This is a genomic window from Sneathiella marina (assembly GCF_023746535.1).
GTDB lineage: Bacteria > Pseudomonadota > Alphaproteobacteria > Sneathiellales > Sneathiellaceae > Sneathiella > Sneathiella marina.
This window is the reverse complement of sequence record NZ_CP098747.1, coordinates 3,945,929-3,971,422: the sequence shown is the minus strand read 5'-3', so window position 1 is coordinate 3,971,422 and position 25,494 is coordinate 3,945,929. Positions and strand designations below refer to the sequence as shown.

Here is a 25,494-nt window from a genome sequence, read left to right as displayed (position 1 = left end):
ACCTAATGCTTTCAGGTCCAAATATTACAGCTTACCCATTTTACAAATATGCTTCCAGGACGCTGCGTCAATAGGAACCACTGAAAGCCGGCTCTGCCTGACCAATGCCAAATTTTCCAATTCCGGGTCCGCTTTTATTTCGGCGAGGGTCACCGGCGTGGGAAAGGTCTGTACAGCCTTCACATCCACCATGCCGAAGCGACCTTTGGGGTCTGTATGATCCGGATAGTACTCTTTGATAACTTCAACAATTCCGACAATGCTTTTCTCTTTAACAGAATGATAAAAAAAACATTGATCTCCTATTTTCATGGCTTTCATATTGTTTGAAGCTTGATAGTTGCGAACGCCGTCCCAGAAGGTCCCTTTCTCGCCTGCGTCCAACTGGTCTTGCCAAGACCATGCTCCAGGTTCCGATTTTATTAACCAAGTATTCATGGGCTGTCCTTGTCTTTGCTCAATTTCGCATGCCAGGATATATTCCCATTTTCTTGGCAACAATTTCCAGCATTATTTCATTTGCGCCGCCCCCGATCCCAGTCAGCCTGAGGTCCCGGTAAGCTCGGGATATCCAGTTTTCAGACATGAACCCCTGTCCGCCCCAATATTGCAAACAGGCGCTGGGGATTTTATTCGCCAAATTACCCATTAAAAATTTAGTCATGGAAGCAAGTTTTGTGACGTCTTCGCCTGCAACATATTGCTCAGTGGTTCTATATAATAATGCGCGTGCAGCCTCCAGTTCACTCTGCATTTCTGCAAGTTTGTGATAGACGACTTGATTGTCCAAAATGGTACCACCGAAGGCTTTGCGCTGACCCGTATATTCAATGGTATCCTCAATTGCCATTTCCATTCCCCGAAGGGCACGAGCGGCGACAAATAACCGTTCTTCCTGAAACTGCCGCATTTGATACGTAAAACCCTTGTTTTCTTCGCCAATTAGATTGCGGACGGGCACGCGGACATTATCGAAGAAAAGCTGTGCCGTATCAGAACAACGCAAGCCCAGTTTGTCCAGTTTGCGTGTAACGGAAACGCCTTCGCTTTTCAGCGGTACAATAATCAGGGACTTGTTCCGATGCGGACCACCCTCTTCAGCGGTATTGCAAAGAAGGCAGATCCAGTCACCCTGCACACCATTGGTTATCCACATTTTCGATCCGTTGATGATATAGTCACCTCCGTCCTTTTTAGCGTGGGTTCGGGTATTAGCCACATCGGACCCTGCCGCCTCTTCACTTACCCCGATGCACCCAACAAGGTCTCCGGAAATTGTTGGGACTAAATATTCCTGCTTGAGCTCTTCGCTGCCATAATTTGTGAGTGCAGGAGTACACATAGTGGTTTGAACGCCAATTGATGTTGAAACACCGTTAGCGCGGATACCGCCCAACGCTTCAGCGAAAACCATTTCATACGAAAAATCCAGATCAAGTCCGCCATATTCTGTAGGCTTGCCGATTCCAAGAAGACCGGCATCGGCCATTTTTTTCATGACATCATGGGCGGGAAAAATGTCAGCTTTTTCCCACTCGTCTACATTTGGATTGAGATCCTCGTCGATAATCCGGGTTACGGTCCGCTTAAGTTCATTATGCTCTTGGGTAAACAGCATAGTACACCTCGTTTCTTGATTATTATTTTCAAATAATAGATCACAAGAAAACAATCGGAGCAACATCTATCCTTGAGGAGAATATTGCAAACTTCAGTGCTTAGACACCGTTGCCGATGGCATGTTTCCAAGGCTTGACGATCACACTTTCGAATAAATTCGCCCCTGCATAGGGATCGCTGGCAATCCAAGCTTTTGCAGCTTCCAGATCACGGTCTTCAAAAATAATCAGACTACCGTTTGGGTTTTCGCCGTCAGCAGTTAGTGTAGGGCCAGCAATTTTTAAGGCATCTCCCTTATTTTTTAGGAATTCGAGATGGTTAGGTCGGGCATCCAGGCGGACTTGCAGATGGTCGGGTTTGTCCGTGCAATGGGCGATAAACAGCATATTTTTTCCTTCAAATCTTTAATTAGAATCCGGCGAGCTTCTCATCTCTAAACGGACGGGCGAGTAAATCTTCAATGGCGCTGGAAACGGCGGTTCCACCGTTCAAAATCTCGTCAACTGCGGCACAAATTGGCATTTCGATACCAAATTTTTCAGCCAACCTACAGATAGCTGAGGCTGTATAGACCCCTTCTGTGACAGCGGTTCGTTCTTGAAGTATCTCTTCCAGAATATCACCTTGCCCCAATGCAGCGCCAAGAGAAAAATTTCTTGAAGTCTGGGAAGTGCAGCAAAGAATGAGATCTCCAAAGCCGGACAAACCCATAAGAGTTTCGGCCCTTGCGCCCAGCTTTTCTCCCAACCGTAATATTTCGGCCATTCCTCTCGTGATAAGTGCTGCTCGGGCGTTCTCTCCCAATCGACCGCCAGCTACAAGGCCGCAAGCGATAGCGAGAACATTCTTTACAGCCCCGCCAATTTGCGCACCGATCACATCATCGGTCAAATACGGTCGAAATGTGGGTAAACCGATTGCCTTCACAAGACTTTCACCAAGTTCTTGATGTCGACAGGCGAGTGTAGCAGCGGCCGGTAGTCCGCGTGCGATTTCTGCGGCGAAATTTGGGCCGGAAAGGATGGCATGGGGATTAGACGGAGCAATTTCTTCCATGATTTCGCTCATCAAGCGCCCGCTTTCCTGCTCTATTCCCTTCGAACACATCACGAGTATCGTTTCGGCCTCAAGTTCTGGCTTCAATCTATAGAGTGTTTCCCGAGCATGCTGCGCCGGTGTCACCAATAGCAGAATATCAGCTTGAGCCGCGTGGCGGATGTCAGAAGTTGCCGTTATACCGGCAGCGAGCGGGATGTCGGGTAAGTAGCTGGAGTTGACATTTTCCGTATTGAGCAAATCAGAATGGGCGCTATGGCGGGTCCACAACACAACATCACTTCCAGCTTTCCTCGCCGTAATTGCCAAGGCTGTTCCCCACGCACCTGCTCCTATTACAGTCAGCTTAGTCATCTGTTTCCCATAGTTGCTTTTATCACGTATTTATGGGGTTTGATTAGCATGAACGCCGCGGAACAAAAAGCACTGAATTGTCTGCAGGTGTTGCTGTGTAAGCAACTTGTGATAAACTGCAAGCCTGTAGATAGAGCCTTAAAAAAATATAATAAAAAACGAGGACTGCAAAAAAGATGACCAAAAATAGCTATGACGTCGTTGTCGTGGGCGCCGGGTTCGCCGGTTTGTACATGCTGCATAACCTGCGTAATCGAGGCTTTTCAGTAAAAGTTTTTGAAGCTGGAGGAGACATTGGCGGCACCTGGTATTGGAATCGCTATCCCGGAGCGAGATGTGATGTGGAAAGTCTCGAATATTCTTATCAGTTCTCAGATGAGTTACAGCAAGAATGGGTCTGGTCGGAACGGTATGCAACGCAGGGCGAAATTTTAAGATATGCTCATCATGTGGCGGACCGGTTTGATTTGCGCAGGGATATCCAGTTTGATACGCATATTGCAGAAATGGATTTTGATGAAGCGTCGAATAGCTGGAAAACTACCACATCAGATGGTGAGACGGTTGTTTCCAGATTTTGTGTCATGGCGACAGGGTGTCTTTCGTCGACGAATATTCCATCAATTGAAGGCCGAAATACCTTTTCAGGAGGGACGTATCACACAGGAAACTGGCCACATACCGAGCCTGATTTTACCGGAAAGAAAGTCGGGATTATCGGTACTGGCTCTTCAGGGGTCCAATCTATCCCATTGATAGCTGAACAAGCCGAGCATCTTTATGTTTTTCAACGAACGCCAAGCTATGCGATACCTGCCTATAATGGGCCTTACGACCCTGAGTATGAACGCGAGAGAAAAGCAAACTATAAATTCTATCGTGAAGAAGCCAAAAATTCTCGATCCGGATTTCTCCTCGCTATTAATGAAGATATGGCGATGGACGTTAGTGATGCAGAAAGGCAGGCAGTATATGAAAAACGCTGGAAAAGGGGCGGATTAACTTTCCTGGGAGCATTCAATGATCTTCTAACAAACAAGGAAGCCAATGATACAGCCGCAGATTTTGTTCGAGGCAAAATCCACGACGTGGTTGACGATCCCAAGATTGCAGAGAAGTTATCGCCGCAAACCGTCGTTGGCTGTAAACGAATGTGCGTCGATACAAATTACTATCAAACGTATAATCGGGAAAATGTAACTTTGCTGGATGTTTCAGAGCAGCCAATTGACGCAATTACGGAAACCGGTATCCGACGTGGCGGAATAGAAATCGAGCTGGATGAGCTGGTTTTCGCAACGGGATTTGATGCCATGACCGGCGCGCTCGCAAAAATTAACATTCAAGGCAGAAATAAAACGACCTTGAAAGAGAAATGGGCTGAGGGTGCGAAAACATATCTTGGTGTCGCTATTTCCGGATTTCCAAATTTGTTTATTATAACAGGCCCTGGCAGCCCTTCTGTTCTGGCAAATATGATGCCGGCAATTGAGCATCATGTGGAGTGGATTTCTGATTGTATAAACCATTGTCGGGACACCAATTGCAATCGGGTTGAAGCGTCCAACGATGCGGAAGAGGCATGGGTTGCCCAGACAAATGAACTTGCCAGCCACACTTTGTTTCCGACGTGTAACTCATGGTATTTGGGTGCAAATATTCCTGGAAAGCCTCGCATTTTTATGCCGTATCTGGGATTTCAGCGCTATTTGGCTGCTTGTGAAGAGATTGTCAATGAGGGCTATAAAGGCTTTTCCTTGTCTTAGATGTCATTGGAGATATATTGTTAGTTGACGTCGTTATAGTACAAATCGCCAATATGGTGCGATTCAGACTATCTTAGAGGGATACTTAGGCGGTTTTGATAAAAAAACTTTGTGAAAGCGCTCGCCCAATCTTGCTTGCAGCTTTTTGTCTTGGTGCGTCATTGGAATTTTCTCGGTTTTCATATGCGGAAACCGGTATTAGTGACACAGAAATTCTATTTGGCCAATCTGCTGCAATTGAAGGGCCTGCTTCTGCACTTGGGCAGGGCATGCGGGATGGTATTTTGGCAGCTTTCCATGAAGCAAATGAAATGGGAGGGGTTCACGGTCGCCGCCTGGCCTTAAAATCCTATGATGATGGTTATGATCCGGGAAAAGCGATTGAGAACGTTAACCAGCTTTTGGAAGTCGATAAGGTCTTTGCCCTAATAGGCGGTGTCGGAACACCAACAGCGAAAGCAGTTCAGCCAATCGCAACCCATGCCAATATTCCTTTTATCGCCCCTTTTACCGGCGCGGCGTTTTTACGAGATCCTGCGTTGCGAAATGTTGTGAATGTCCGTGCTTCTTATGAGCAGGAAACAGAAGCCTGGATAGCGCATCTTACCAAAGACTTGGGGATAACACGGGTCGCGGTTTTCTATCAGGACGATTCCTTTGGGCGAGCAGGCCTTGCAGGGGTCACGAAGGCGCTTGAAAAAAGAGATTTGAAAGTTGTTGCTGAAGGTAAATATCTGCGTAATACGACTGCGATTAAAAGAGCCTTGCTGTCAATTCGCGCCGGTGATCCACAAGCTATCGCCATGATCGGAACATACAAAGCAAGCGCAAAATTCATAAAATTAGCCCGCCAATTGAACATTGATGTTGTGTTTTTGAATATTTCATTCGTAGGCAGTAAAGCTTTGGCAACTGAACTGGATGGGAATGGGGAGAAAGTCTATGTCACTCAAGTGGTTCCTTTTCCAACGGACAATAGTATTCCCTTGGTTGTCCAATATAAAAAATCCCTAAGAAACTTAAACTCTTCCTTGGAACCCGGGTTCGTGTCGCTGGAGGGGTACATAGCGGGTAAGTTGGTTGTCGCAATTTTGCAGAGGTTGGGAAACAAGCCGACCCGTGAAGGGTTTATTGACCAAATAGATCGAAAAGCACAATTTGAACTGGGTGGAATTGATCTTGTGTTCGGTCCTGACGATAATCAGGGCATGGAGGGGGTGTTTTTGACAGAAATACTTGCCGGAGGAAAATATAACGCAATAGAAGAACTTCCAAATGATTGAAGACAATGCGCATAGAAAACGTACATTTTTAGACCTTAAAATCAATGGTAAGCTGTTCCTGGCACTGAGCTTACTGGCCTCGATGAGCGTGATTGCCGGGATAATAGCCTGGTATTCTTTTGTCCATGTTTCTCTGTCGACAGATCAGATCACAAAACAGAGCCTGCCGGAGATGGAATCCGCTTTGAAATTGGCTGAATATGCCGCCGAAATTTCTTCCTCCGCACCTGATCTGATGGTCAATACCAATATGGGAGATCATCGAAAAACAATTGAAACCCTCGATCAGCGAATTGCCAAATTAAGATTGGCCATAGAGAATTCGCCGATTAAGTCCGGTGATATTGAAAAATGGGGAAAACTGAACGAATTAGAAAAGGAATTATCCGCCAGCCTTACACATTTGAAGAATGATGTCGAATTGCGGCTGGCTGAAAAAAGTGAAACAGAAAGGAACACAGCAGAACTTGCTCGGATCCATCAGTCTTTTCTGCTGACGATGGAGCCCCTGATTGATGATGCCGTATTTAATTTTGTTCTGGACGGTGAAAAAATTTCTGCGAAAAGCGGCGATAATCTTCGGGCCCTGATCGGCGATTCCATGACTTCAGTCAATACCATTCTCGCCTATCGAACAAATATTGATACTGCTGAAGACCTGCTGTCAGAGGCAATATTCCTGAGAGATCCGAAGCGACTGGAAACCTTACGTGGCGAGTTTGACCAGCTAGAAAAAGCCGTTGACAGTCTTGGCAAAAAACTTCAACAAAGTGAAAGTGGCCGGGCTTATGTGTTGCTTGGTCAGTCTGTTCTTGATATCGGCCAGAGTGAAAATGACATCTTTTCCTTAAAGCAACTTTCTTTTCGCCAACAAGATATCAATGAAAACGTTATTTCTCCCGAATTGATTGAGCAATATACCTATCTACAAGCTGCTTATGCGAGCTTTCAACAGGTGTTTTCACAAATGATGATGTCTAATCTGCAATCTCTAGACAGTGCTGCGCAGAAAGAAGCAACAACATCATCTGCTGAGATAAATCATTTGATTGATATCGGTGCCAATACATTACAATTGTTGCTTTCGCTCCGTGCTGAAGGAAATCTCGTCGCTGGTATCTTAAGTGAAGCAGCCAATGTATCCGATATGTCATTGATCGGCCCATTTCAGGAAAGATTTGAAGCTTCCTCAGATCGAATTGTTGACATGCTTGAGGATATTTCAGAATCGTCACGGAATAATGATCTTGCAGCAAGTACGGTCCGCTTGTTGGATATTGGGACAACAGACAATAATCTCTTTGAAACACGCCGAAGTGAATTGGAATATTCAAAACGTGCTGTGGAATCACTGACCAAGAATAGGGCCATATCACTGGAACTGAACAAGGAAGTTGCTGATCTTGTTTCGACGGCAAAAGACAGAAGCGTTGTGGCTGAATTACATTCTGGAAAGGTTGTCGCTTCAGGAAAAGCCTTTCTTATACTCGTCGCCATGGCAAGTGTGTTAACAGCTTTACTCGTGATGGTATTCTACATTCGACCAAGGATAATCCGGCCGCTGGAAAATATTACAGATACCATGACAAGACTGGCGGGCGGTGATACCGCGATTGCTATTCCCTCTCGAGATAGAAATGACGAGCTGGGATCCATGGCAAATGCACTGGCAGTCTTCAGGGATACGGCGGTGGAGATACAGGAATCCAATCATCGGGAACTGGAAGTCACCCGAAGGCGTTTGGTAAACGCCATTGAGAATATTTCAGAAGGGTTTTCGTTATATGATGCGAATGACCGACTGGTTGTTTGCAATAGCGTGTATTGCAGCCAGTTTTTCCCTGATCAATCCATCGACTTGCAGTATGGCAAGACCTTCGAGACGATCATGCGAGAGGCGGCGGATCAGGATTTCATTGAAGACGCTGTTGGGCGGCATGAAGAGTGGATTGCGGAAAGTCTTGTGAACCACCATAAACCTTCAAGTTCATATGTTCAGCGGCGGGTTAACGGGCGCTGGATTTTGATCAATGAACGTAAAGCGGAAGACGGTAGTACCGTAGCGGTATATTCCGATATTACGAAAATCAAGCAGCAGGAAGAGGCCATTGCTGAGCAATCTACCGCGCTGGAGCGGTTGTCGAACCAGCTTGCAAAATATCTGTCACCGCAGGTTTATGCGTCTATTTTTGAAGGAACCAACCGCGGCGATATTACGAGCAGGCGTAAAAAACTAACAGTATTTTTCTCTGATATCGTTGGCTTTACAGAGATTACGGAGCGTCTTGAAGCTGAAGACCTTACGCGAATTCTCAATCAGTATTTAACGGAAATGTCCGAGATTGCATTAGCACATGGCGCGACAATTGATAAATTTGTCGGAGATGCGATTGTTATATTTTTTGGTGATCCTGAAAGCCGTGGTGTCAAGGAAGATGCCGTTGCCTGTGCAAAAATGGCACTTGTCATGAAAAAACGTTTACAGGAACTGAATGAGGAGTGGTTCGAGATTGGTATAGAAAAACCGCTTCAGAGTCGCATTGGGATCAATACCGGATACTGCACAGTTGGAAATTTTGGGAGTTCAGAACGAATGGATTATACAGCGATTGGGAATGGAGTAAATATTGCCTCTCGTTTGGAATCAACGGCAGCAACGGGAGAAATACGAATTTCCCATGAAACCTATGCAAATATCAAAGATGAAATACAATGTGGAAACAAAAACCAAGTATCAGTTAAAGGTATCAAATTTCCGATTGCGACTTATGAGATATTGAATGAGCGGGATGAAGCATTGCAATCCGTTAATACTATCCATGAAGAATTCCAGAATCTGAAGCTGGACATTAATTTGAAGGATATGTCATCGGCAGGCCGCCGAAAAACAGAAGCTCTTCTTCAAAGAGTGTTGTCGCAAATTGCCGAAGAAGACAACGGCAACGAAAAGAGTGACACCAAAGACTAATCTTAGAAGGCGCGGCTGGAAAAATAGAAAACCAATGGCACCGGAGCGACGGCGATCAAGATCGTGAGTATGTAGGCTGGGAAGGAATATATCCCACTCAGCCCTGCAATGAACGCAATGCCGCCTCCGCCGCCGATCAGCGTATTCCCAGGTATATTGAGAGCGACTGCAAGAGCGAGATATCTGTGTTTCAATAAAAACGGAATAATGTAACGAGGAGCTTTATCTGTCAGAATAACCAGCCTCTCTTTTTTGGACAACGGTGCCATTTCTCTTGCCAAATCACTGGCTTTTTTTAACCCGAAAAATTCAAACGTTGCGATTGTCGCGCGGGTCGGCACGAAACGACCGAATATAAACGAAATGTTCAGCGCAAGGACCATGCAAAAATAAACCAAGAAGAGAACCTGCGTTCCCATGACCATTAACAGGCCCAATCCGATTTCGGCGCCTGGCACGAAGGGTATTGCTGAGACTACGACAAAAACTATTGCCGTCATCGCAACCATCATTTGTGTGGCGTGGCCTTCGGTTGTTTCGGGCTCGGGGTTGAGTAGTCCTGTCAGCCACTCACCCGCAATTAATCCGCCCCAAAATAAAGCGGCATAGAGAATGATCAAAATGACCAGTCGCTTGTACTTCACCGTAAAGCGATAATAGATGCATGAGATAAAAGTATTGTTCTCAAGTCTTTCCCCCCGGACAAGATAAGAATTTACCGTATCGGTCCTGTCCGGGCGGAGCAAGCTCAATCAAAGCTCCATAATGGCCAAAAGGTAGATTTAGCGATTTACGACAACTTCGTATCCAGATTCCTCCGGCTCATCATCGTGTATTTCCGCCGGGAACCCGGAGGCGAGTAATTTTGCATCGCAGGCTTCTTCAAGCCGGGCGACTATATTTGGCGACCATTCGCGCGGGCCATAGCGTCTTTCCCCATCTTTGAAAATATCAAGAACCAACGGAGATATCTCCAATGGAACCTTATGTTTATCGGCAACAGATTGAAAAAGGCTGACATCCTTGACGACCAAATCCATGGTGAAGTTGATATCACGGCTACCGTTCAGGATGACCTGACTTTCGGTTTCATGAACAAAAGAATTGCCTGATGAAATACGGATGGCCTCATACGCCGTCGCGAGATCCATGCCCGCCATTTTCGAAGTCATCAGAGCTTCACCCAATGCTACCAGATGTACGGTACATAAATAATTTGTAACAACTTTCAGTACCGATGCTGATCCCAAATCACCAGTATGGAGTACCCGACGCCCCATGGTTGTGAGCAGCGGTAGCATCTTCTCAAAAACCGGACGATCGCACCCCGCGAAAATGGAAATATTTCCGGTGGCAGCCCGATGGCATCCGCCGGAGACCGGGCAATCGACCGGAAATGCGCCGCGGGCTTTTACAAGGGCGCCCAGTCTTTTAACTTCCTGCTCATCTGTTGTGCTCATTTCCGCCCATATTTTCCCCGCGGTTAAACCGGCAAGGATACCATCTTCGGATTCCATGACGGCGGAACTCGCGGCGGGGCTCGGGAGGCATGTAATGATAACGTCACAAGCTTCGGCCATGGCTTTCGGGCTATCCGCCCATTTCGCGCCTGCTTCCAGGAAAGGGGCGGCAGTATTTTTATCCAGATCGCGAACAGTTATGTTAAAACCATTTCGTTGTAGGCACCCAGCAAGTTTTCCGCCCACATTTCCTAGTCCGATGAACCCTACTTCCATTTGAATAATTCCCTATTTACTTATGTTGCACCTATTATTTCGACACCGTCATTTGTTCCGATAATGATTGTGTCAGCGTAATCAATAAACAGTCCATGCTCAACTACGCCCGGCATTGTGCTGAGGGTAAGCGCGAGGCTCTCCGGTTCTGAAATGGCTCCAAAATCACAATCGATGATGTAATTTCCTTCATCAGTATGAAAAAGATCATCTTTGCTATCCTGCCTGAGAGACGGGGTGCAACCCAGGGCGCTTATTTTTGGCATAAGGGCCGGTGCCGAAAACCGCACAACCTCTACCGGCAATTTAAAGGCACCAAGTTGTTGTACGCGTTTCTTTGCCTCGGCGATGACGATCATTCGATCGGAAAGGGAGGCCACTATTTTTTCGCGTAGATGAGCACCTCCTCCTCCCTTAATAAGGCGTCGCTGCGGGTCGACCTCATCTGTCCCGTCGATTGTCAGATCAATAATCTTAACTTGGTCGAAACCAGCTATCTTTATGCCTAGATTGGTGGCTTGTTTTGCGGTGGCTTCCGACGTAGGGATGCCAATTACATTCAAGCCGGCTTGAACCCGCTCTCCCAGCAAATCAACCATTTTTGCTGCACAGGAGCCTGTGCCAAGGCCGAGAACCATGCCGTCTTCGATATATGCCACCGCAGCTTTCGCCGCTGCTTGTTTTTGATCGTCTTCTGTCATGTTCTCGTATCCTTTTTAAGTCAGGCTTTATAGCCCGCATAGGGTGCAGGCTCTGCATTTGGATCAAGAGGCCAGCGGGCCCGTGCCGCAAGCGCCAGAGAATCAAACTGCCCAAGTTTATATTTTTCGACGCCGGCCCAGGCGATCATGGCGCCATTGTCTGTGCAAAGAGCAGGCGGGGGAACAGCAAGTTTTATTTTGCAGAACTGGGTAAGTTTTGTTAGCTCCAGTTTCAAATATTGATTAGCGGCAACACCGCCGGCAACCACGAGGGTATCTCCATCCGGGAACTCATCTTTAAAGATATCCACAGCATGTTGCGTTCTGTTTACAAGGCTATCGATAGCCGCTTGCTGAAAACTAGCCGCGAGATCAGATATTTCTTGGGATGTCGCATTAGGCCCCATTTTTTCACGAAGCTGACGGACAGCTGTTTTTAGGCCTGAGAAAGAAAAATTACAGCCCTCTCGGCCCTTCATCGGTCGCGGCAGCGCATATTTTTTTGGGTCCCCTGACAAAGCTGCCCGTTCCACGGCGGGGCCACCCGGAAATCCCAACTCCAGCATTTTCGCTGTTTTATCAAACGCTTCGCCGACAGCGTCATCGATCGTTGTGCCGAGGCGGCGGTATTTTCCAACTGCTTCTACAACCAGTAACTGGGAGTGACCGCCGGAAACCAACAGGAGCAGGTAGGGAAAGGTAGTTTTTTCTGTCAGGCGCGCAGTCAACGCATGACCTTCAAGATGATTGATCCCGATCAATGGAATATCCGCCACGGCAGCTATGGCTTTGGCGGTCATCAGTCCCACCAGTACTCCGCCGATTAAACCGGGCCCTGCAGTTGCGGCGACCGCAGACAGGTCCGAAAAATCGATATTTGCATCTGTCATAGCCTGGGCGATGAGGCGATCCATCTGTACAATATGGGCCCGGGCTGCAATTTCCGGCACTACGCCCCCAAAGGGCGCATGGGCATCGGTTTGTGATAAGACGACATTTGATAGAATAGCGCCATCTCCCGTTACCACGGAAGCGGCGGTCTCATCACAACTACTTTCTAGCCCGAGGACTACTATTTGTTTCTTTGACATTTGTTTTCTATTACAAAGCGGTGCAGATTGATAATGGCTCTAACACTTGACGGATGATCTCGCAATATGACGATTGCTAAAAAATACAAGATTGGAACGAGAGGAAGCCCATTGGCCCTTGCTCAGGCCGACGAAACACGTGTTCGTTTATTGGAAGCTCATAGCGATATCCTCACTCCGCAGGATTTGGAGATCGTCGTCATTAAAACGACAGGTGATCAGATACAGGATCGGGCTTTGAGCGAAGTTGGCGGCAAAGGCCTCTTTGTAAAGGAAATAGAAGAAGCCTTGCTCACCGGTACCATCGACTTTGCGGTTCATTCCATGAAGGATATGGAAACCCGGCTTCCGCAAGGCCTTGTCATTGACTGCATTCTTCCTCGGGAGGATGCACGGGATGTCTTCATTTCGGCCGACGGCGCGCGCCTGGCAGACCTGCCTGCAGGTGCTATTGTTGGTACATCAAGCCTTCGACGCCAAGCGCAAATACTCAACCGGCGGCCTGATTTAGAGGTTTGTATTTTTCGCGGGTCGGTCGACACGCGATTGAGGAAATTGCAGGAGGGCGAAGCCGATGCGACACTTCTTGCCTATGCTGGCCTCAAGCGACTGGGCAAAGAAAATGTTGTAACCGATTTGCTAAGTCCTGAAGAAATGCTGCCGGCAGTTGCCCAAGGCGCGATTGGCATCGAACGCCGAACAAGCGATAAGGATGTTAAGGCGTTGCTAGCACCGATTAATGATGCGGTCAGTTTTTCACGTGTTCAATGTGAGAGGGCGATGCTGGCCGTGCTTGATGGCTCCTGCCGAACGCCAATTGCTGGTTATGCCGAAATAGTCGATGCTGAAAATTTGTATTTCAGGGCAAGCTTACTCTCTCCCGATGGTACCCTCCGTTTGGATGCCAAGGGTACTGGACCGATAACGCAAGCCCATGAGCTGGGAGAACGCATTGGCCATGAGTTGAAGAACAGCGCAGGAGAGGACATGCTCTCCTTTCCGGTGTAGAGTAGCTGATATGAAGATTCTAGTTACACGCCCGGAACCGGACGCCAGCCGTCTCGCCAAGTTATTAAGAACACAGGGATATGATGCTGTCCTTGCGCCAATGATGACGATTGTAAATCTTCCAGGAACCAAGATTACAACCGAGAATGTCCAGGCTCTTTTGGTAACCAGCGCCAATGGCGCACGGGCGTTAGGCCGTGCAACTGCATTTAGAAATGTCAAAGTATTTGCGGTGGGAAATGCATCTGCAGAGGCGGTTCGCAAGGAAGGTTTTGATGCTGTTGTAAGTGCAGATGGTGATGTTCCCTCATTGGCAAAGCAGGTGATTGCGGAGTGCAAACCTAAGAATGGAAAACTTATTCATATCGCGGGAACAGATGTAGCTGGCGACTTATCGGGACTTTTAAAAGTTGCGGGCTTTGTGTGTGATCGAGCGGTTTTGTATAGAACCGACGTCATGGACCAATTTGACAAAGATATTGTTGACCAGTTGAAGTCGCAATCTTTCGACGTGGCCCTATTTTATTCACCCCGAACAGCCCTTATATTCAAAAGCGCCATTGAAGCCGCAGGGCTCGAGACAACCTTGGATAAAGTTGTTGCTTTATGTTTGAGCGAAGCTGTTGCGGAAAAAATAGGCGATTTATCTTGGAGCGATGTTAAGATTGCGAAAGAGCCAAATCAGGAAAGTCTTTTGACATTACTAGAGGATGTCAATTCAAACTCCCTGAAAATAGATAACCCTGACAAGACAAGGGAGCAGAAAGTGTCCGATAAAAAATCAGGCAAGCCTGACACGCAGCAAAAGACGTCGGCGGCGGCGGAAGATCCAGCTTTAAAGAAAATTTTGGCGACGGATGTAAAGGGAAGCGCCGGATCAGATACACAAGCTAAAATACGTGGTTCGGATTCAAAGAAGAAATCTTCATTTGGAACGGTTTTACTGTTGTTGATTCTTGTTTTTTGTTTAGGTCTGGCGGCGTGGCCGCTCCTCTATCCGAAAGTGCAGCCTTATCTACCGACGCAAACCGCGGAAATAATTTCTGGCCAATTTGGCAAATCGGATACTTTAGATGTAACTCAGGAAATTGCGAATATACAAGCGTCGATGAAGACGGATTACTCAAAACTTTCTGATCGCTTAGATGCTCTTGAAAAGAGTGAGCCTGCGCCCTCCTCTTCGGCCGCTATTCCGGCAACAGCTGATACCAGTAATGCCGTTGCGAGCCTATCTGCGGCAACCAATCAACGCATCAGCAATCTCCAGGCTCAACTCGAAGAACAGGTAAAAAAATTAGACTTGGCGACGAGCGAGCTTACCAAACAAGAAAGCGAAATTTCGAGCCTGAAAGTTGCTGAACCAGCGGCACCGGCCGAAAGCCCGGAAACCCAATCGGAGATACTTGATTTAAAGAACGAGCTCCTTGATTTAAAAACCCGGATGAACGCCCTCCAAAGCGAGCTGGCGACAGAACAGGATTCGTCCAAAACCCAGGCAATGTTGCTGTCGTCAATTGAAGCCTCCCTTAAGGATGAGGCGGATAATAAGGCGGACCTTCTGGCAGAGAATAAGCGTACATTGATGTTACTCGCCCTTGGTCAGCTGCAGCGGGAAACCAGAAATGATGAGCCTTTTGAAAATGGCCTGGCACAAGTTTCCGCGGTTGCAACTTCGGATCTGAAATCTGAACTGGACATTTTGTCCGATATCGCACCGATCGGGGCGGCGACAATGCCGAGCTTGCAAAAGGATTTTGCTGCCATAGCAAGTGATATTAGCCAGTCAGCGCGCCTTCCCTCCGATGAAACATGGTATGGTCAGACTTTGCATCGCATCGCGTCTGCAGTTAAATTTCGTCGTGTAGATGATCTCGACGGAACGGATGTTGATGCGATTGTCGCCAGAACGGAACAAGACTTACTCATGAATGATCTTGATAAAGCAGTTGCAGAAATAGAAAAACTCACAGGCCCTTCAGCAGAAATCGCAAAAAACTGGCTGGCTAAAGCCAAGGCAAGGCTGAATGTTGAGAATGCAATATCTGGATTGCTTGAAAAAGTGACATCAGAGGCTATTTCGACACCGTCGTCGAACTAGAGGGGCAAGTATGACACGTTCAATTTTCTTTTTTGTGGTTCTTGCGTTTCTTGCTTTCGCAGCTGTATGGCTTGCGGATTATCCCGGGACGGTACAGCTAACTTGGGGCGGCTATGTGGTCGAGACATCTATCGTTGTAGTTGCTGCTCTCACTCTTGTGTTCGCGGTAATTGTTGCGTTCTTGTATCGCTTTTGGGTATGGATGAAGCGAGGGCCCGGGCGGATCGGCGCCGTTTTCACCGCACGTCGGCGCGAAAAAGGACTGGAAGCTTTGTCCAGTGGCATGGTCGCCATTGCGGCTGGAGACGCCATCGAAGCGCGCCGTCAGGCGATCGAAGCAGAGAAACATCTTTCCGGGGAGCCGATGACATTGTTACTGGCGGCGCAAGCAGCCGAACTCAATGAGGATGATCGAGCTGCTCGAATTTATTATGATCGAATGATTGAACGAGACGATACGGAATTTCTGGGTTTGCGCGGTTTAATCAATCGCGCGCGTAAGGAAACCGATCCGGAGAAAGCAATTTCCCTGGCGAAGCGCGCGGACGAGTTGCGACCTGGAACCGCATGGGTTCTCAAGGAACTTTACGAACTTGCTGTTGAAACCCGTAATTGGGAAATGGCCGACCGAACGTTGTCGCGCATGACACGCGGCAAAGCTGCGAAGGGGGCAGCGGTTGTTCGAGCGAAATCTGTTATCTCATATGAGCGGGCACTGGCACTCAAAAATAAAGGTCAAGAGGCCGATGCCTTGTCATTGGCAATTACGTCACATGACCTGGATCCGACTTTCGTCCCCGCAGCGATTCTCGCTGTTAATTTAACGGCGAAGATGGAATCACCTCGCAAGCTCTCCAAACTAGTCGCGGACAGTTGGAAGAAAGCACCGCATCGGGACCTCGCCGAAGCTATTCGAACCATTCAGTCCGGGGAGCAACCACCCGATTGGTTTCGACGGGCCCAGCAAACGGTGGCGGTAAACAATCCTGATCACCTGGAAACTCATTTAATGTTGGCGAAAGCTGCTCTCGCGTCTCGGGACTGGGGGCCGGCTCGCGAGCATCTTATGAAGGCGATCGATAAAGCACCGGCTGCGAGTATGTATTATTTGCTGGCGGAACTTGAAGAGAAAGCAAATGCAGATGCAATTGCGGCGAGAGAATGGATATTGAAAAGTGCTGCCGCACCACAGGACCCGCTCTGGATCTGTAATTCCTGCGGTCGCCAGGAAGAGATTTGGGAGTCCCATTGTACCGCTTGCGGACAGTTTGACAGCTTTACTTGGCGCACGGCCGATCGTGGGCCGCAAGTACAAGAGATGATCGAGGCAGAAGTCGTACAAGAAATATCCGAGATCGAGCAGGGATAACTAGGGAATTATTACCGAAACGAAAGGCTTGCTCTCTGCGTGGCATGCTATTATATGTTGCCGGAAATCCAAATGTGCCGCTGTAGCTCAGCTGGTAGAGCACTGCATTCGTAATGCATAGGTCGGGTGTTCAAGTCACCCCAGCGGCACCATTTATTTTCAATGACTAAGCTCATTCAGACTTTCTCTCAAAACTCACAGTAAGTGCAAATTGATAGCTTTCTTCTCGATCTAGAAACATGACCACGTATCTATATACATACTGTTATCCGGAAGTTTTCCTCTATTCGGACAAGGACACAACCTCTCTTGTGGCTCAAATCTCCAGAGCTGAGTACCTAACCTGCACCCAAGGATGATCGTCCATTCATTTTGCAATAGCGGTATTGCTACAATGAATTTGCGCGGAACATTCAAAATGTAGATCGTACGATTTGTTCTGGCAATGAGGGCAATATGGCAAAAGATCAAGACCTTAGTAGAGGGATTTGGGTTAAGGCGATGGCTGCGAGTGAACTTGAGCCCGACGATGCGGACAGGTTCGACTATGAAGGTCAATGCATCGCTGTCTATAACGTAGACAATGAGTATCTCGCGACCGGCGGTATTTGCTCTCACGAACATGCTTTCCTGTCCGAAGGATACGTGGCCGATGGCACTGTGGAATGCCCGCTTCATCAGGGCATCTTCAACATACGCACAGGGCGACCTTTGTCCCCGCCGGTGACAATCGCTTTGAAGACGTTCAAGACAAAGGTTGAGGAAGGACACATCTACGTTTTTGTCGAAAATTGAATGATCAGGCGGTCGGGTTTTCGCAATAACAAACGCGGCGGCGCATGAATTATTAACAACATGGGAGGAATTACTAATGATAACCTTTAACAAACGAAATCTTCTGCTGGGCGCATTGGCGTTTGCAGTCACACCGTTTTTATCAGGCACCTGGGCGTTGCCTGCGGCTGCTGATGACTCTTCGGTGCATACAGTTCTCAATGGTTTGATCGGTAAATATTCTGATGCGGCGCGCACAGGCATGTCCAATGACGATGTTTCAGATTTGTTTGGGCGTGACGGTTTTCGTGATTATTTGGATGCCTATCCTGTCGGCGATCTGGCCGGCGGATTTATTTGGGAGCCCGGAATGGGTGCGACCTTTACCGGTCCCTATAGTAAACTAGAGATCAAGGCACCATTCACCGATTATTTACCGATGCCTGAAGGCCCCGTGCTTGATCCTTCCAAGACATATCGGATCGGTTTTGTCTTCCACGGGTTCAATCATCCTTGGCTGATAAGTCTTGCTGACACAGCTGCATGGGAAGCCGCACGCCATCCGAACATTGAATTCGAGGTGATTGATGCCGAATTTGATGACAACAAGATGGGGCAGGTCATCGATACCTGGATTGCGCAACAATATGACGGCATTGTTTTGTGGCCCGCACGCGAAGCACCGATGGGACCACCAGTCGACCGCGCAATTGCGGCCGGCATCCCGGTTGTCAGCCTTGACCGTCGGACATCTTCTGAGAAGATCAGCTCTGAGGTGCTTGGTAATTTCTACGCAAATGGCTTGCAGCAAGGGTTGTTCTTAAAACAGATCAGTGATGGCGGTAAAATTATCTTGAACCGCAAAGACCTTGGCTCAACGGCTGACTCAATTCGGACGGGTGGATTTCTGGAGGCGATTGGTAACGAAGGTGGTTATGAGGTTGCCGGAAACTATCACACGAAAAGCCAGCGGACACTTGCGTTCAAAGCGACGGCAGATGCACTACAAGGTATTGACGACGTCAGCGTTTCTTTTAACACTGGTGGTGAAGAAGCCATCGGAGCCCTTGACGCGATCCGCGAAGCCGGTCGGCTGAACAGTGCGCCCGGTGGCGGTAAAATTGTCATTCTTGCAAATGATGATTCCAAAGAGGTGCTCAAGGAAATTGCAGATGGCAATATCGATATGGTTGCACCATACACGCCACTAATCGGTGATATCGGTATCCGAGCGGTCATCCAGCACATTGGCGCCAAAGAGGGCTTGAACGAAGCACCTCCGAAACTGATCATGACGCCAAACCTGCCAATGATCACCAAAGAAGCAATGGACATAGAGGGTGTTAAAACCGTCACACCTGACCAATGGCTATATGCATATGGGCCTAAGGCAGAGTAACCTTTGTAAGGCGTCGTTTCGAAAACTGACATGCAGCGTACTTCGGGGCGCTGCATGTCATACAATCGGGACGGCCATGTCGATTTCTCTTACGAGGCCCACGAACGATGAAAAATTCCGACAGTAACGGCGCGAACATAAACAGCTCCGGTGGCATATCGATGAACCACCTTTGGCAGCAGAACGCTTCAATACTTTCGCTGGCTGCGGTTTTGATTGCGCTTGTAGCAGTCGGCACGCTGGTTTCTTCGTCATTCTTTTCATTGGAAAATTTCAAGGTCATCTTATTGGCGGTCGCCGGTACGACCGTTGTCGCTTTAGGGATGACATTGGTTATCATTTCTGGCGAAATTGACCTTTCGGTCGCAGGCACAGCGGTGTTATCTGGCATTGTTGGTGCGACACTTTTTGATACTGGCTCAGCGTTTGTTGTTGTCTCAGCTGTGCTTGCTGTTGGTTTGTTGCTTGGGTTTTTGAACGGCTTACTTGTTGTCTGGATCGGCATCCCGTCCCTAATTGCCACGCTGGCTATGCTCGGAATTGCCCGCGCGCTGGCGAACACCGTATCCAGCGGTCAGGCCGCCTACCCGGACAACTTACCAGGGTATCTATGGTTGGGCAGGGGCGAGGTGTGGGGCGTTCCCGTCCCGATATTGACGCTGCTTCTGGCGGCGATCTTGGCCATAATATTAACGAGATATACAGCCTTCGGGGTCAAACTGTATGCCACTGGTGGAAATGCGGCCGCAGCGACGCTGTCAGGTATCCGCACAGGACAAGTCAAGGTCGTGACCTTCATGATCTGCGGTGTCTTGGCGGCGGTTGCAGGAATTCTGGAAAGTGCGCGCCTGTCCTATATCAACCCAGCCGCCTATCCCGGCATGGAGCTGCGGGTGCTGGCAATCACGGTGCTGGGCGGGGCGGCCCTTGCCGGAGGATCCGGCACAATTCTGGGAACATTGCTGGCGGCGATGATTATCGGTGTGATCAACAGTTTGCTCAATCAACTAGGTGTCAGCATCTATCTGCAACAGGTCGTGACCGCGCTGATCATCCTGGCCGTAGTTGTCCCTGGTATCAGACAGCGGCAGGTGGCTAAATGAGCGCTGAAACTGATCTGGCTGCACAAGCTTCGACAACGTCCCGTTCCATCTTGAGGCTGCTTAAAGATCCTCTGATCTGGTTGATCGTGATGGCTTTTATCGTCGGTATCATCACCTCGCCCTATTTCCTGACACCTTTAAACCTTGCGAATACAATTCGCAATTCAGCGGCCATCGGATTGCTCTCGTTGGGCATGACAATGGTGCTGTTAACTGGGCGGATCGATCTGTCGGTTGCCGCGACAATGGTGTTCTCCGTGATTGTTGGCGTCGCGATAACGACGCAGATTGGGGCAGTGTTGGACGAGCGCTGGATCGTCCGCGGAAATTCGTTTGTCGGCCCGCCTGTACTGGCTATCGTCATCACTTTGTTGACAGGGATCGGCGTCGGGATCCTTAACGGCATTGGCGTGGCCTACCTCAAGGTTGCGTCATTTATCATGACACTGGTGATGCTGACCGCCTTGCGCGGCCTGAGCTACATTTTTACCAATGGCGCACCTTTCTATCTTAAGGGCGCGACCTTCGATTGGATCGGAGATACCGTTTACCTTGGCATGCCCACCGGGTTTTTGATCTTTCTCGCCGCACTGACCGTGATGCTTTTGCTTTTGAAGGGAACCGTTGCTGGAAGCCGTTTCTACGCGATTGGTGGCAACGAAATCGCCGCCATGTACGCCGGCATCAAGACGGCACGTTATGTAGTGGCTGCGTTTGCAATTAGCGGAGGGTGCGCAGCGTTGGCCGGCATCGTGCTGACGGCACGGCTCAAATCTGTCGAGGCGCCATTGGGCGGCGGGTACGAGCTAACGGCGATTGCGATTGCAGTCATTGGCGGTGTGTCCCTTGCCGGGGGCATCGGATCGCCCTGGCGGACATTTCTAGCCACCGTGTTGTTTGCTTTGGGCCTTAATTTGTTTGGGCTTTGGGGCGTGAGCACGTCGTATCAGAATTTGATCATCGGCCTAGTGCTGATCGTAGCTGTGGGCATCTCAAGTATCCAACAGCGAATGAAACAAGAATAAGTAAATCTGGGAGGAAAACTGAATGGCTGGACATCTGACACTTGGTGTAGACATCGGCACCACGAACGTAAAGGCCTCAATTCTGGATACGCAGAGTGGCAAAATCGTTGCTTTCGGTTCACAGGAGCACCCGTTATTTCACCCACATCCTGGTTGGGCCGAGCAGGATGCGGACAACTATTGGAGCGCTGTCGTCTCGGCGATCCGGCAGTGCCTGGAACAAGGGAACTTTGCGGCAGACATTGCCGGAGTAGCCCTCTCTGGACTTGTGGGTGTGACCCTTCCTGTAAACGACAAAGGCAAGCCATTGCGCCGGGCAATGATCTGGATGGATTCCCGTTCGGAAGAAGAATGTAGCGACATTCGTGCGACCATCGGAGAAGGCGTTATCAATCGCAACAATGGCAACCGGGTAGCGCCATGGTTTATCGACCCCAAGGCGCTGTGGATCAAGAAACACGAACCTCATACGTTTGATGCAACGCACAAATTTCTTTCCCCTTCGGGCTATTGTACCTTCCGTCTTTGCGGAAACTTCACCATGAATATGGGCGACGCGGGCCTTGCTTACGCTTTTGAATACCAGAAAGAGCGTTGGAACGAACAAGTCGCTGACGCCATCGGTATTCCGATCGACAAATTTCCCAAGCTGTTCCACTCTCATGAGCAGGTCGGTGAAGTCACCCAAAAAGCCGCCGAGGAAACCGGCTTGCGCGTTGGCACAATCGTTGCGGCCGGTGGTACGGATATCAGCTCTGCCGCCCTTGGTGTCGGTGTGACAAAAGCGGGTGAAGCCTTTTATTCGATGGGTACCGGATCAAACATCGGCATCATGATCCCGACCGAACAGACCTTGGATGAATTTCGAATTCTGAAATGGCCACATGTCCTGCCGGGTTTGACAATGTTTGATGCACCGATGGCGTTTACCGGAGCCTCGCTGAAATGGTACCGGGATCATTTTGGCCAATCCGAAAGCCGCATCGCCGACCGTATGGCGGGTAATGTGTTCGACCTGTTTACGGAACAAGCCCGTCAGATTCCGCCCTGTTCAAATGGTCTGATGTATTTACCGTATCTGGGCAACTCGCTGGCACCGAACTGGAACAGCAATGCCACAGGCGTATTCTTTGGTGTTCAACCAACAACCGGGCGCGAGACTATGATCCGGGCGCTGATCGAAGGTGTCGCGTTCGATCTGCTGTCCAACTTCCGCATTGCTGAAAGTGCTGGCGCGCAGATTGATAATTTGGTCTTGAACGGAGGCCCAACCAAGAGCCGCCTGTGGAACCAGATCACGGCAAACGTTGTCAACCGACCCTTGAAAGTTCCTGACATCGGCGAGGCAGCACCCATAGGCGACGCCATCTTGGCGGGGGTTGCTGCAGGCATCTACGATGACCCAACAGCTCCGCTCAACCAGATTGTGAGCATCAAAGAGACGATTGACCCTGATCCAGAAGCCCATAAACGATATGCCGAATTCTTTGAAATTTGGTTATCCGTGTATCAAAACCTGAAAGATGACATGGATCGGCATCGGGATTTTCTTAAGCGATATGGATCTTAGTGGTGACGGGTCAGGTCCCATTGCTTGAAGTCCGCGGGCTCACCAAGCGCTTCCCCGGTGTTATCGCATTGTCAAAAGTCAGTTTTGATTTGCGTGCCGGAGAAGTGCACAGCCTTGTGGGCGAAAACGGCGCAGGTAAATCCACGTTGTTGTCCTGTATTAACGGCCTGCAAGCGCCAAGCGAAGGAGCCATTTATCTGGATGGCGCCCTCGCTGTCATCAAATCCCCGGCAGAGGCGATCGCACGCCGCTTGTCAATGGTTCATCAGGAACTGGTTTTATGCGCCAATATGACGGTCGCTGAAAACATCTATCTTGGCCGCGAACCAACGCGCAAGGGGGGTCTAAACAATAAGGCCCGCATGAACAGCGATGCACGCATTCTGCTGTCCCGGCTTCAAGTTGCAATCGATCCCGAACAGAAGCTAGCTTCATTAAGCCTGAACGAACAGCAAATTGTCGAAATTTGCAGGGCACTCGCCGCCGACCCCAAGGTCATCGTTTTTGATGAACCCACGGCATCGCTGAATGATGACCAAGTTCGTCACCTTCTGGATATCATCATCGACTTAAAAGAACGCGGAATAGCGGTTGTTTATGTGTCGCACCGGCTCGCTGAAGTGTTGGAAATATCAGATCGCATTACCATTCTGCGGGATGGGCAGGTGGTCTCGACAGAACCGGCACTAGGGATGAGCGAAGATCGACTGGTGTCGCTTATGGTCGGGCGAGAATACAAGTCCTCTGCAATGGCACATCAGGATCGTCCTTTGAGTAAAACAGTGCTTAAGGCGGAGGCAATAAGCCACAAAAACCTGTTTCAAGACGTAAGCTTTGAAGTGCGTGAGGGTGAAATCTTGGGTATCGCAGGGTTGCTAGGCTGCCAGCGCGAAGCCGTGGTCAGGTCTATTTTCGGTGTAAGGTCCATCGATTCAGGATCTCTGACCATCCACGATAAGCCCTGTCATTTCCGCGCTCCCCGAGACGCGATTGACGCCGGGGTTGCCTTCATGGCCGCAGACCGAAAGCACGAGGGGCTCGTACTTGGGATGGCCGTTGCAGACAATCTTGGGCTTGCTATTCTGGATCGCATTAAAACGCTCGGATTCCTGCAAAAACGTTCACTCGCATCAACCACCGCACAGATGGTCAAGTTGTTAGCGATCAAAGTCAGCACGCTGACGCAGCGAGTATCGCAATTGTCTGGAGGCAATCAGCAAAAGATCGTCATCGGGAAATGGATTGCCCGCAAAAGCGATGTCATTATTGCCGAGGATCCAACCCGCGGGGTCGATGTTGGCGCGAAGGTTGAAATCTGGCGCAACATACAATCTCTTGCCGACGAGAAGCGGGCGGTGATCGTGCTGACTACCGAGCTTGAAGAGATGATCCAGGTCTGTGATCGGATCATTGTGATGGGGCGCGGCCGTGTCACTGGTTCCTTCGAGCGCAAGGACTTTTCAACAGAAGAAATAGCGCGATGTTTTTTCGCCTGACAGCAATGGAGCAATTGAAAAAATGAATTTCCAACGAAGATGTCTATCGCTTAAGGCTGGTTTAACTTGAAAATACAGGAGAATCAGATGTCCGGAAACAACGCCGCCAGTTATGCCGGCATTGGTGGAGTTGGCAGTCAGATATGGCCACTGACGGGCCCAGAGGTCGTGTCGCGCAAAAAGCTAAAGGAGCTGCGAAAACGCAGCGACGGCCCCGGCTTGTTCTACCTTGTGGTCCATGTTTTGGCGCTGATCGTTAGCGGCCTTTTGGTGTATGTGACTTCTGGAACTCTGTGGCTGCAAATCCCGGCGATGCTAGTCTATGGGACGGTGATCGTTCTCACCTTTGCCCCGCTGCACGAATGTTCACATGGCACTGCGTTCAAAACCCGTTGGCTGAACCACCTATTGGGCTATGTGATTGCCACCCTAACGTTCCGGCCATTTCTTTACTTCAAATATCGCCATGCCGCACATCACACTTATACTCAGCACAAAGACCGAGACCCTGACATCGTGCCATTCCCGCACAGTTTTGGTGACTATCTGGCGCAGATTGTTGGTGCGGAATTCTGGCCAAAACTGTTCGGAACTCTTTGGCGAGGCTCAGTGGCCGGATTCAACGAAGACGAAAAGACCTTTCTACCAGAGTCCGTGCGCCGCCAGGTGGCCAATGAAATTCGCCTTCAGCTTCTGTTTTACATTGCCGTAATCGTGGCTTCGATTTATTTTTCCAGCACATTTGTGCTTGTCTATTGGCTGATCCCGCGCATCATAGGCGAACCTGTTTTGCGCTCGATCCGGATGGCCGAACACACTGGAACCGAAGAAAGCCCCAATTTGCTGGCCAACACCCGCACGACCCTTGCAAATCCGATACTCTGCCAGCTTTATTGGAACATGCCCTACCACGCCGAACACCATCTTGCATCCTCAGTGCCTTTTCACGCCCTTGCGAAGCTCCATGAGCATGTCGTGCCTAATTTGGAATGTGTCACAAAGGGTTACATCAACGTTCACCGCGAAATTCTAGCCAAAGTCTTGCGCAAGAATTCCTCTTCATCGAGCACCGACTGA

The 25,494-nt window shown here is 49.1% G+C and carries 21 protein-coding genes and 1 tRNA gene; 14 read left to right on the top strand and 8 right to left on the bottom strand.

The window, feature by feature from the left end:
* Positions 1–24: 24 nt before the first annotated feature.
* The 4 genes from NBZ79_RS19175 to NBZ79_RS19160 form a co-directional block, all read right to left on the bottom strand.
* Positions 25–438, bottom strand: a complete 414-nt coding sequence (locus tag NBZ79_RS19175) for an EVE domain-containing protein (RefSeq protein WP_251934270.1) — start codon at positions 436–438, stop codon at positions 25–27.
* A 19-nt stretch (positions 439–457) separates the two neighbouring features.
* Positions 458–1,618 carry an acyl-CoA dehydrogenase family protein gene (locus NBZ79_RS19170; protein ID WP_251934269.1) on the bottom strand — a complete coding sequence of 387 codons (1,161 nt, stop codon included), beginning with the start codon at positions 1,616–1,618 and terminating at the stop codon, positions 458–460.
* A 100-nt stretch (positions 1,619–1,718) separates the two neighbouring features.
* The gene (locus NBZ79_RS19165; RefSeq protein WP_251934268.1) at positions 1,719–2,006 is read right to left on the bottom strand and encodes a YciI family protein; all 288 of its coding nucleotides are present in this window, start codon (positions 2,004–2,006) and stop codon (positions 1,719–1,721) included.
* Positions 2,007–2,028: 22 nt separating this feature from the next.
* The gene (locus NBZ79_RS19160) at positions 2,029–3,030 is read right to left on the bottom strand and encodes an NAD(P)H-dependent glycerol-3-phosphate dehydrogenase (RefSeq protein ID WP_251934267.1); all 1,002 of its coding nucleotides are present in this window, start codon (positions 3,028–3,030) and stop codon (positions 2,029–2,031) included.
* A gap of 176 nt (positions 3,031–3,206) precedes the next feature.
* On the opposite strand from NBZ79_RS19160, the gene NBZ79_RS19155 reads away from it, so the two are divergent.
* The 3 genes from NBZ79_RS19155 (at position 3,207) to NBZ79_RS19145 (ending at position 9,047) form a co-directional block, all read left to right on the top strand.
* On the top strand, positions 3,207–4,796 hold the full coding sequence (locus NBZ79_RS19155) for a flavin-containing monooxygenase (protein WP_251934266.1): 1,590 nt from the start codon (positions 3,207–3,209) through the stop codon (positions 4,794–4,796).
* 95 nt (positions 4,797–4,891) lie between these two features.
* Complete coding sequence (locus NBZ79_RS19150; RefSeq protein ID WP_251934265.1) at positions 4,892–6,079, top strand: ABC transporter substrate-binding protein; 1,188 nt, start codon at positions 4,892–4,894, stop codon at positions 6,077–6,079.
* Positions 6,072–9,047: an adenylate/guanylate cyclase domain-containing protein gene (locus NBZ79_RS19145; RefSeq protein ID WP_251934264.1), complete on the top strand. Its 2,976-nt coding sequence runs from the start codon at positions 6,072–6,074 to the stop codon at positions 9,045–9,047. Before NBZ79_RS19150 ends, NBZ79_RS19145 begins: the two co-directional genes overlap by 8 nt.
* A 2-nt stretch (positions 9,048–9,049) precedes the next feature.
* Here NBZ79_RS19145 and NBZ79_RS19140 read toward each other — a convergent pair whose 3' ends face one another.
* Genes NBZ79_RS19140 through tsaD form a run of 4 tightly spaced genes read right to left on the bottom strand, consistent with a single transcriptional unit; the run spans position 9,050 to position 12,560 of the window.
* Positions 9,050–9,799: a hypothetical protein gene (locus NBZ79_RS19140; protein WP_251934263.1), complete on the bottom strand. Its 750-nt coding sequence runs from the start codon at positions 9,797–9,799 to the stop codon at positions 9,050–9,052.
* A 30-nt stretch (positions 9,800–9,829) separates the two neighbouring features.
* The gene (locus tag NBZ79_RS19135) at positions 9,830–10,783 is read right to left on the bottom strand and encodes an NAD(P)-dependent oxidoreductase (RefSeq protein ID WP_251934262.1); all 954 of its coding nucleotides are present in this window, start codon (positions 10,781–10,783) and stop codon (positions 9,830–9,832) included.
* 20 nt (positions 10,784–10,803) lie between these two features.
* On the bottom strand, positions 10,804–11,484 hold the full coding sequence (rpiA, locus tag NBZ79_RS19130) for a ribose-5-phosphate isomerase RpiA (protein WP_251934261.1): 681 nt from the start codon (positions 11,482–11,484) through the stop codon (positions 10,804–10,806).
* Positions 11,485–11,504: 20 nt separating this feature from the next.
* Positions 11,505–12,560, bottom strand: coding sequence for a tRNA (adenosine(37)-N6)-threonylcarbamoyltransferase complex transferase subunit TsaD (tsaD, locus tag NBZ79_RS19125; protein WP_420854629.1), 1,056 nt, complete (start codon positions 12,558–12,560; stop codon positions 11,505–11,507).
* 81 nt (positions 12,561–12,641) lie between these two features.
* On the opposite strand from tsaD, the gene hemC reads away from it, so the two are divergent.
* The 11 genes from hemC (at position 12,642) to NBZ79_RS19070 (ending at position 25,494) form a co-directional block, all read left to right on the top strand.
* A complete protein-coding gene (gene hemC, locus NBZ79_RS19120) occupies positions 12,642–13,583 on the top strand; it encodes a hydroxymethylbilane synthase (protein ID WP_251934259.1) in 942 nt (313 codons plus the stop codon).
* Between the two features lie 10 nt (positions 13,584–13,593).
* A complete protein-coding gene (locus tag NBZ79_RS19115) occupies positions 13,594–15,681 on the top strand; it encodes a uroporphyrinogen-III synthase (RefSeq protein ID WP_251934258.1) in 2,088 nt (695 codons plus the stop codon).
* Between the two features lie 10 nt (positions 15,682–15,691).
* Entirely contained in the window at positions 15,692–17,050 is a 1,359-nt protein-coding gene (locus NBZ79_RS19110) for a heme biosynthesis protein HemY (RefSeq protein ID WP_251934257.1), read from the top strand.
* A gap of 76 nt (positions 17,051–17,126) precedes the next feature.
* Positions 17,127–17,202, top strand: a tRNA-Thr gene (locus tag NBZ79_RS19105).
* A 304-nt stretch (positions 17,203–17,506) separates the two neighbouring features.
* The gene (locus NBZ79_RS19100) at positions 17,507–17,845 is read left to right on the top strand and encodes a non-heme iron oxygenase ferredoxin subunit (protein WP_251934256.1); all 339 of its coding nucleotides are present in this window, start codon (positions 17,507–17,509) and stop codon (positions 17,843–17,845) included.
* Between the two features lie 76 nt (positions 17,846–17,921).
* Positions 17,922–19,223 (top strand): sugar ABC transporter substrate-binding protein, encoded by a 1,302-nt coding sequence (locus tag NBZ79_RS19095; RefSeq protein ID WP_251934255.1) that lies wholly within the window; start codon positions 17,922–17,924, stop codon positions 19,221–19,223.
* 107 nt (positions 19,224–19,330) lie between these two features.
* Entirely contained in the window at positions 19,331–20,326 is a 996-nt protein-coding gene (locus tag NBZ79_RS19090; RefSeq protein WP_251934254.1) for an ABC transporter permease, read from the top strand.
* The gene (locus tag NBZ79_RS19085) at positions 20,323–21,351 is read left to right on the top strand and encodes an ABC transporter permease (protein ID WP_251934253.1); all 1,029 of its coding nucleotides are present in this window, start codon (positions 20,323–20,325) and stop codon (positions 21,349–21,351) included. Before NBZ79_RS19090 ends, NBZ79_RS19085 begins: the two co-directional genes overlap by 4 nt.
* 22 nt (positions 21,352–21,373) lie before the next feature.
* Entirely contained in the window at positions 21,374–22,921 is a 1,548-nt protein-coding gene (locus NBZ79_RS19080; protein WP_251934252.1) for a xylulokinase, read from the top strand.
* Between the two features lie 2 nt (positions 22,922–22,923).
* The gene (locus tag NBZ79_RS19075) at positions 22,924–24,417 is read left to right on the top strand and encodes a sugar ABC transporter ATP-binding protein (RefSeq protein ID WP_251934251.1); all 1,494 of its coding nucleotides are present in this window, start codon (positions 22,924–22,926) and stop codon (positions 24,415–24,417) included.
* Between the two features lie 87 nt (positions 24,418–24,504).
* Positions 24,505–25,494 carry a fatty acid desaturase gene (locus NBZ79_RS19070; protein WP_251934250.1) on the top strand — a complete coding sequence of 330 codons (990 nt, stop codon included), beginning with the start codon at positions 24,505–24,507 and terminating at the stop codon, positions 25,492–25,494.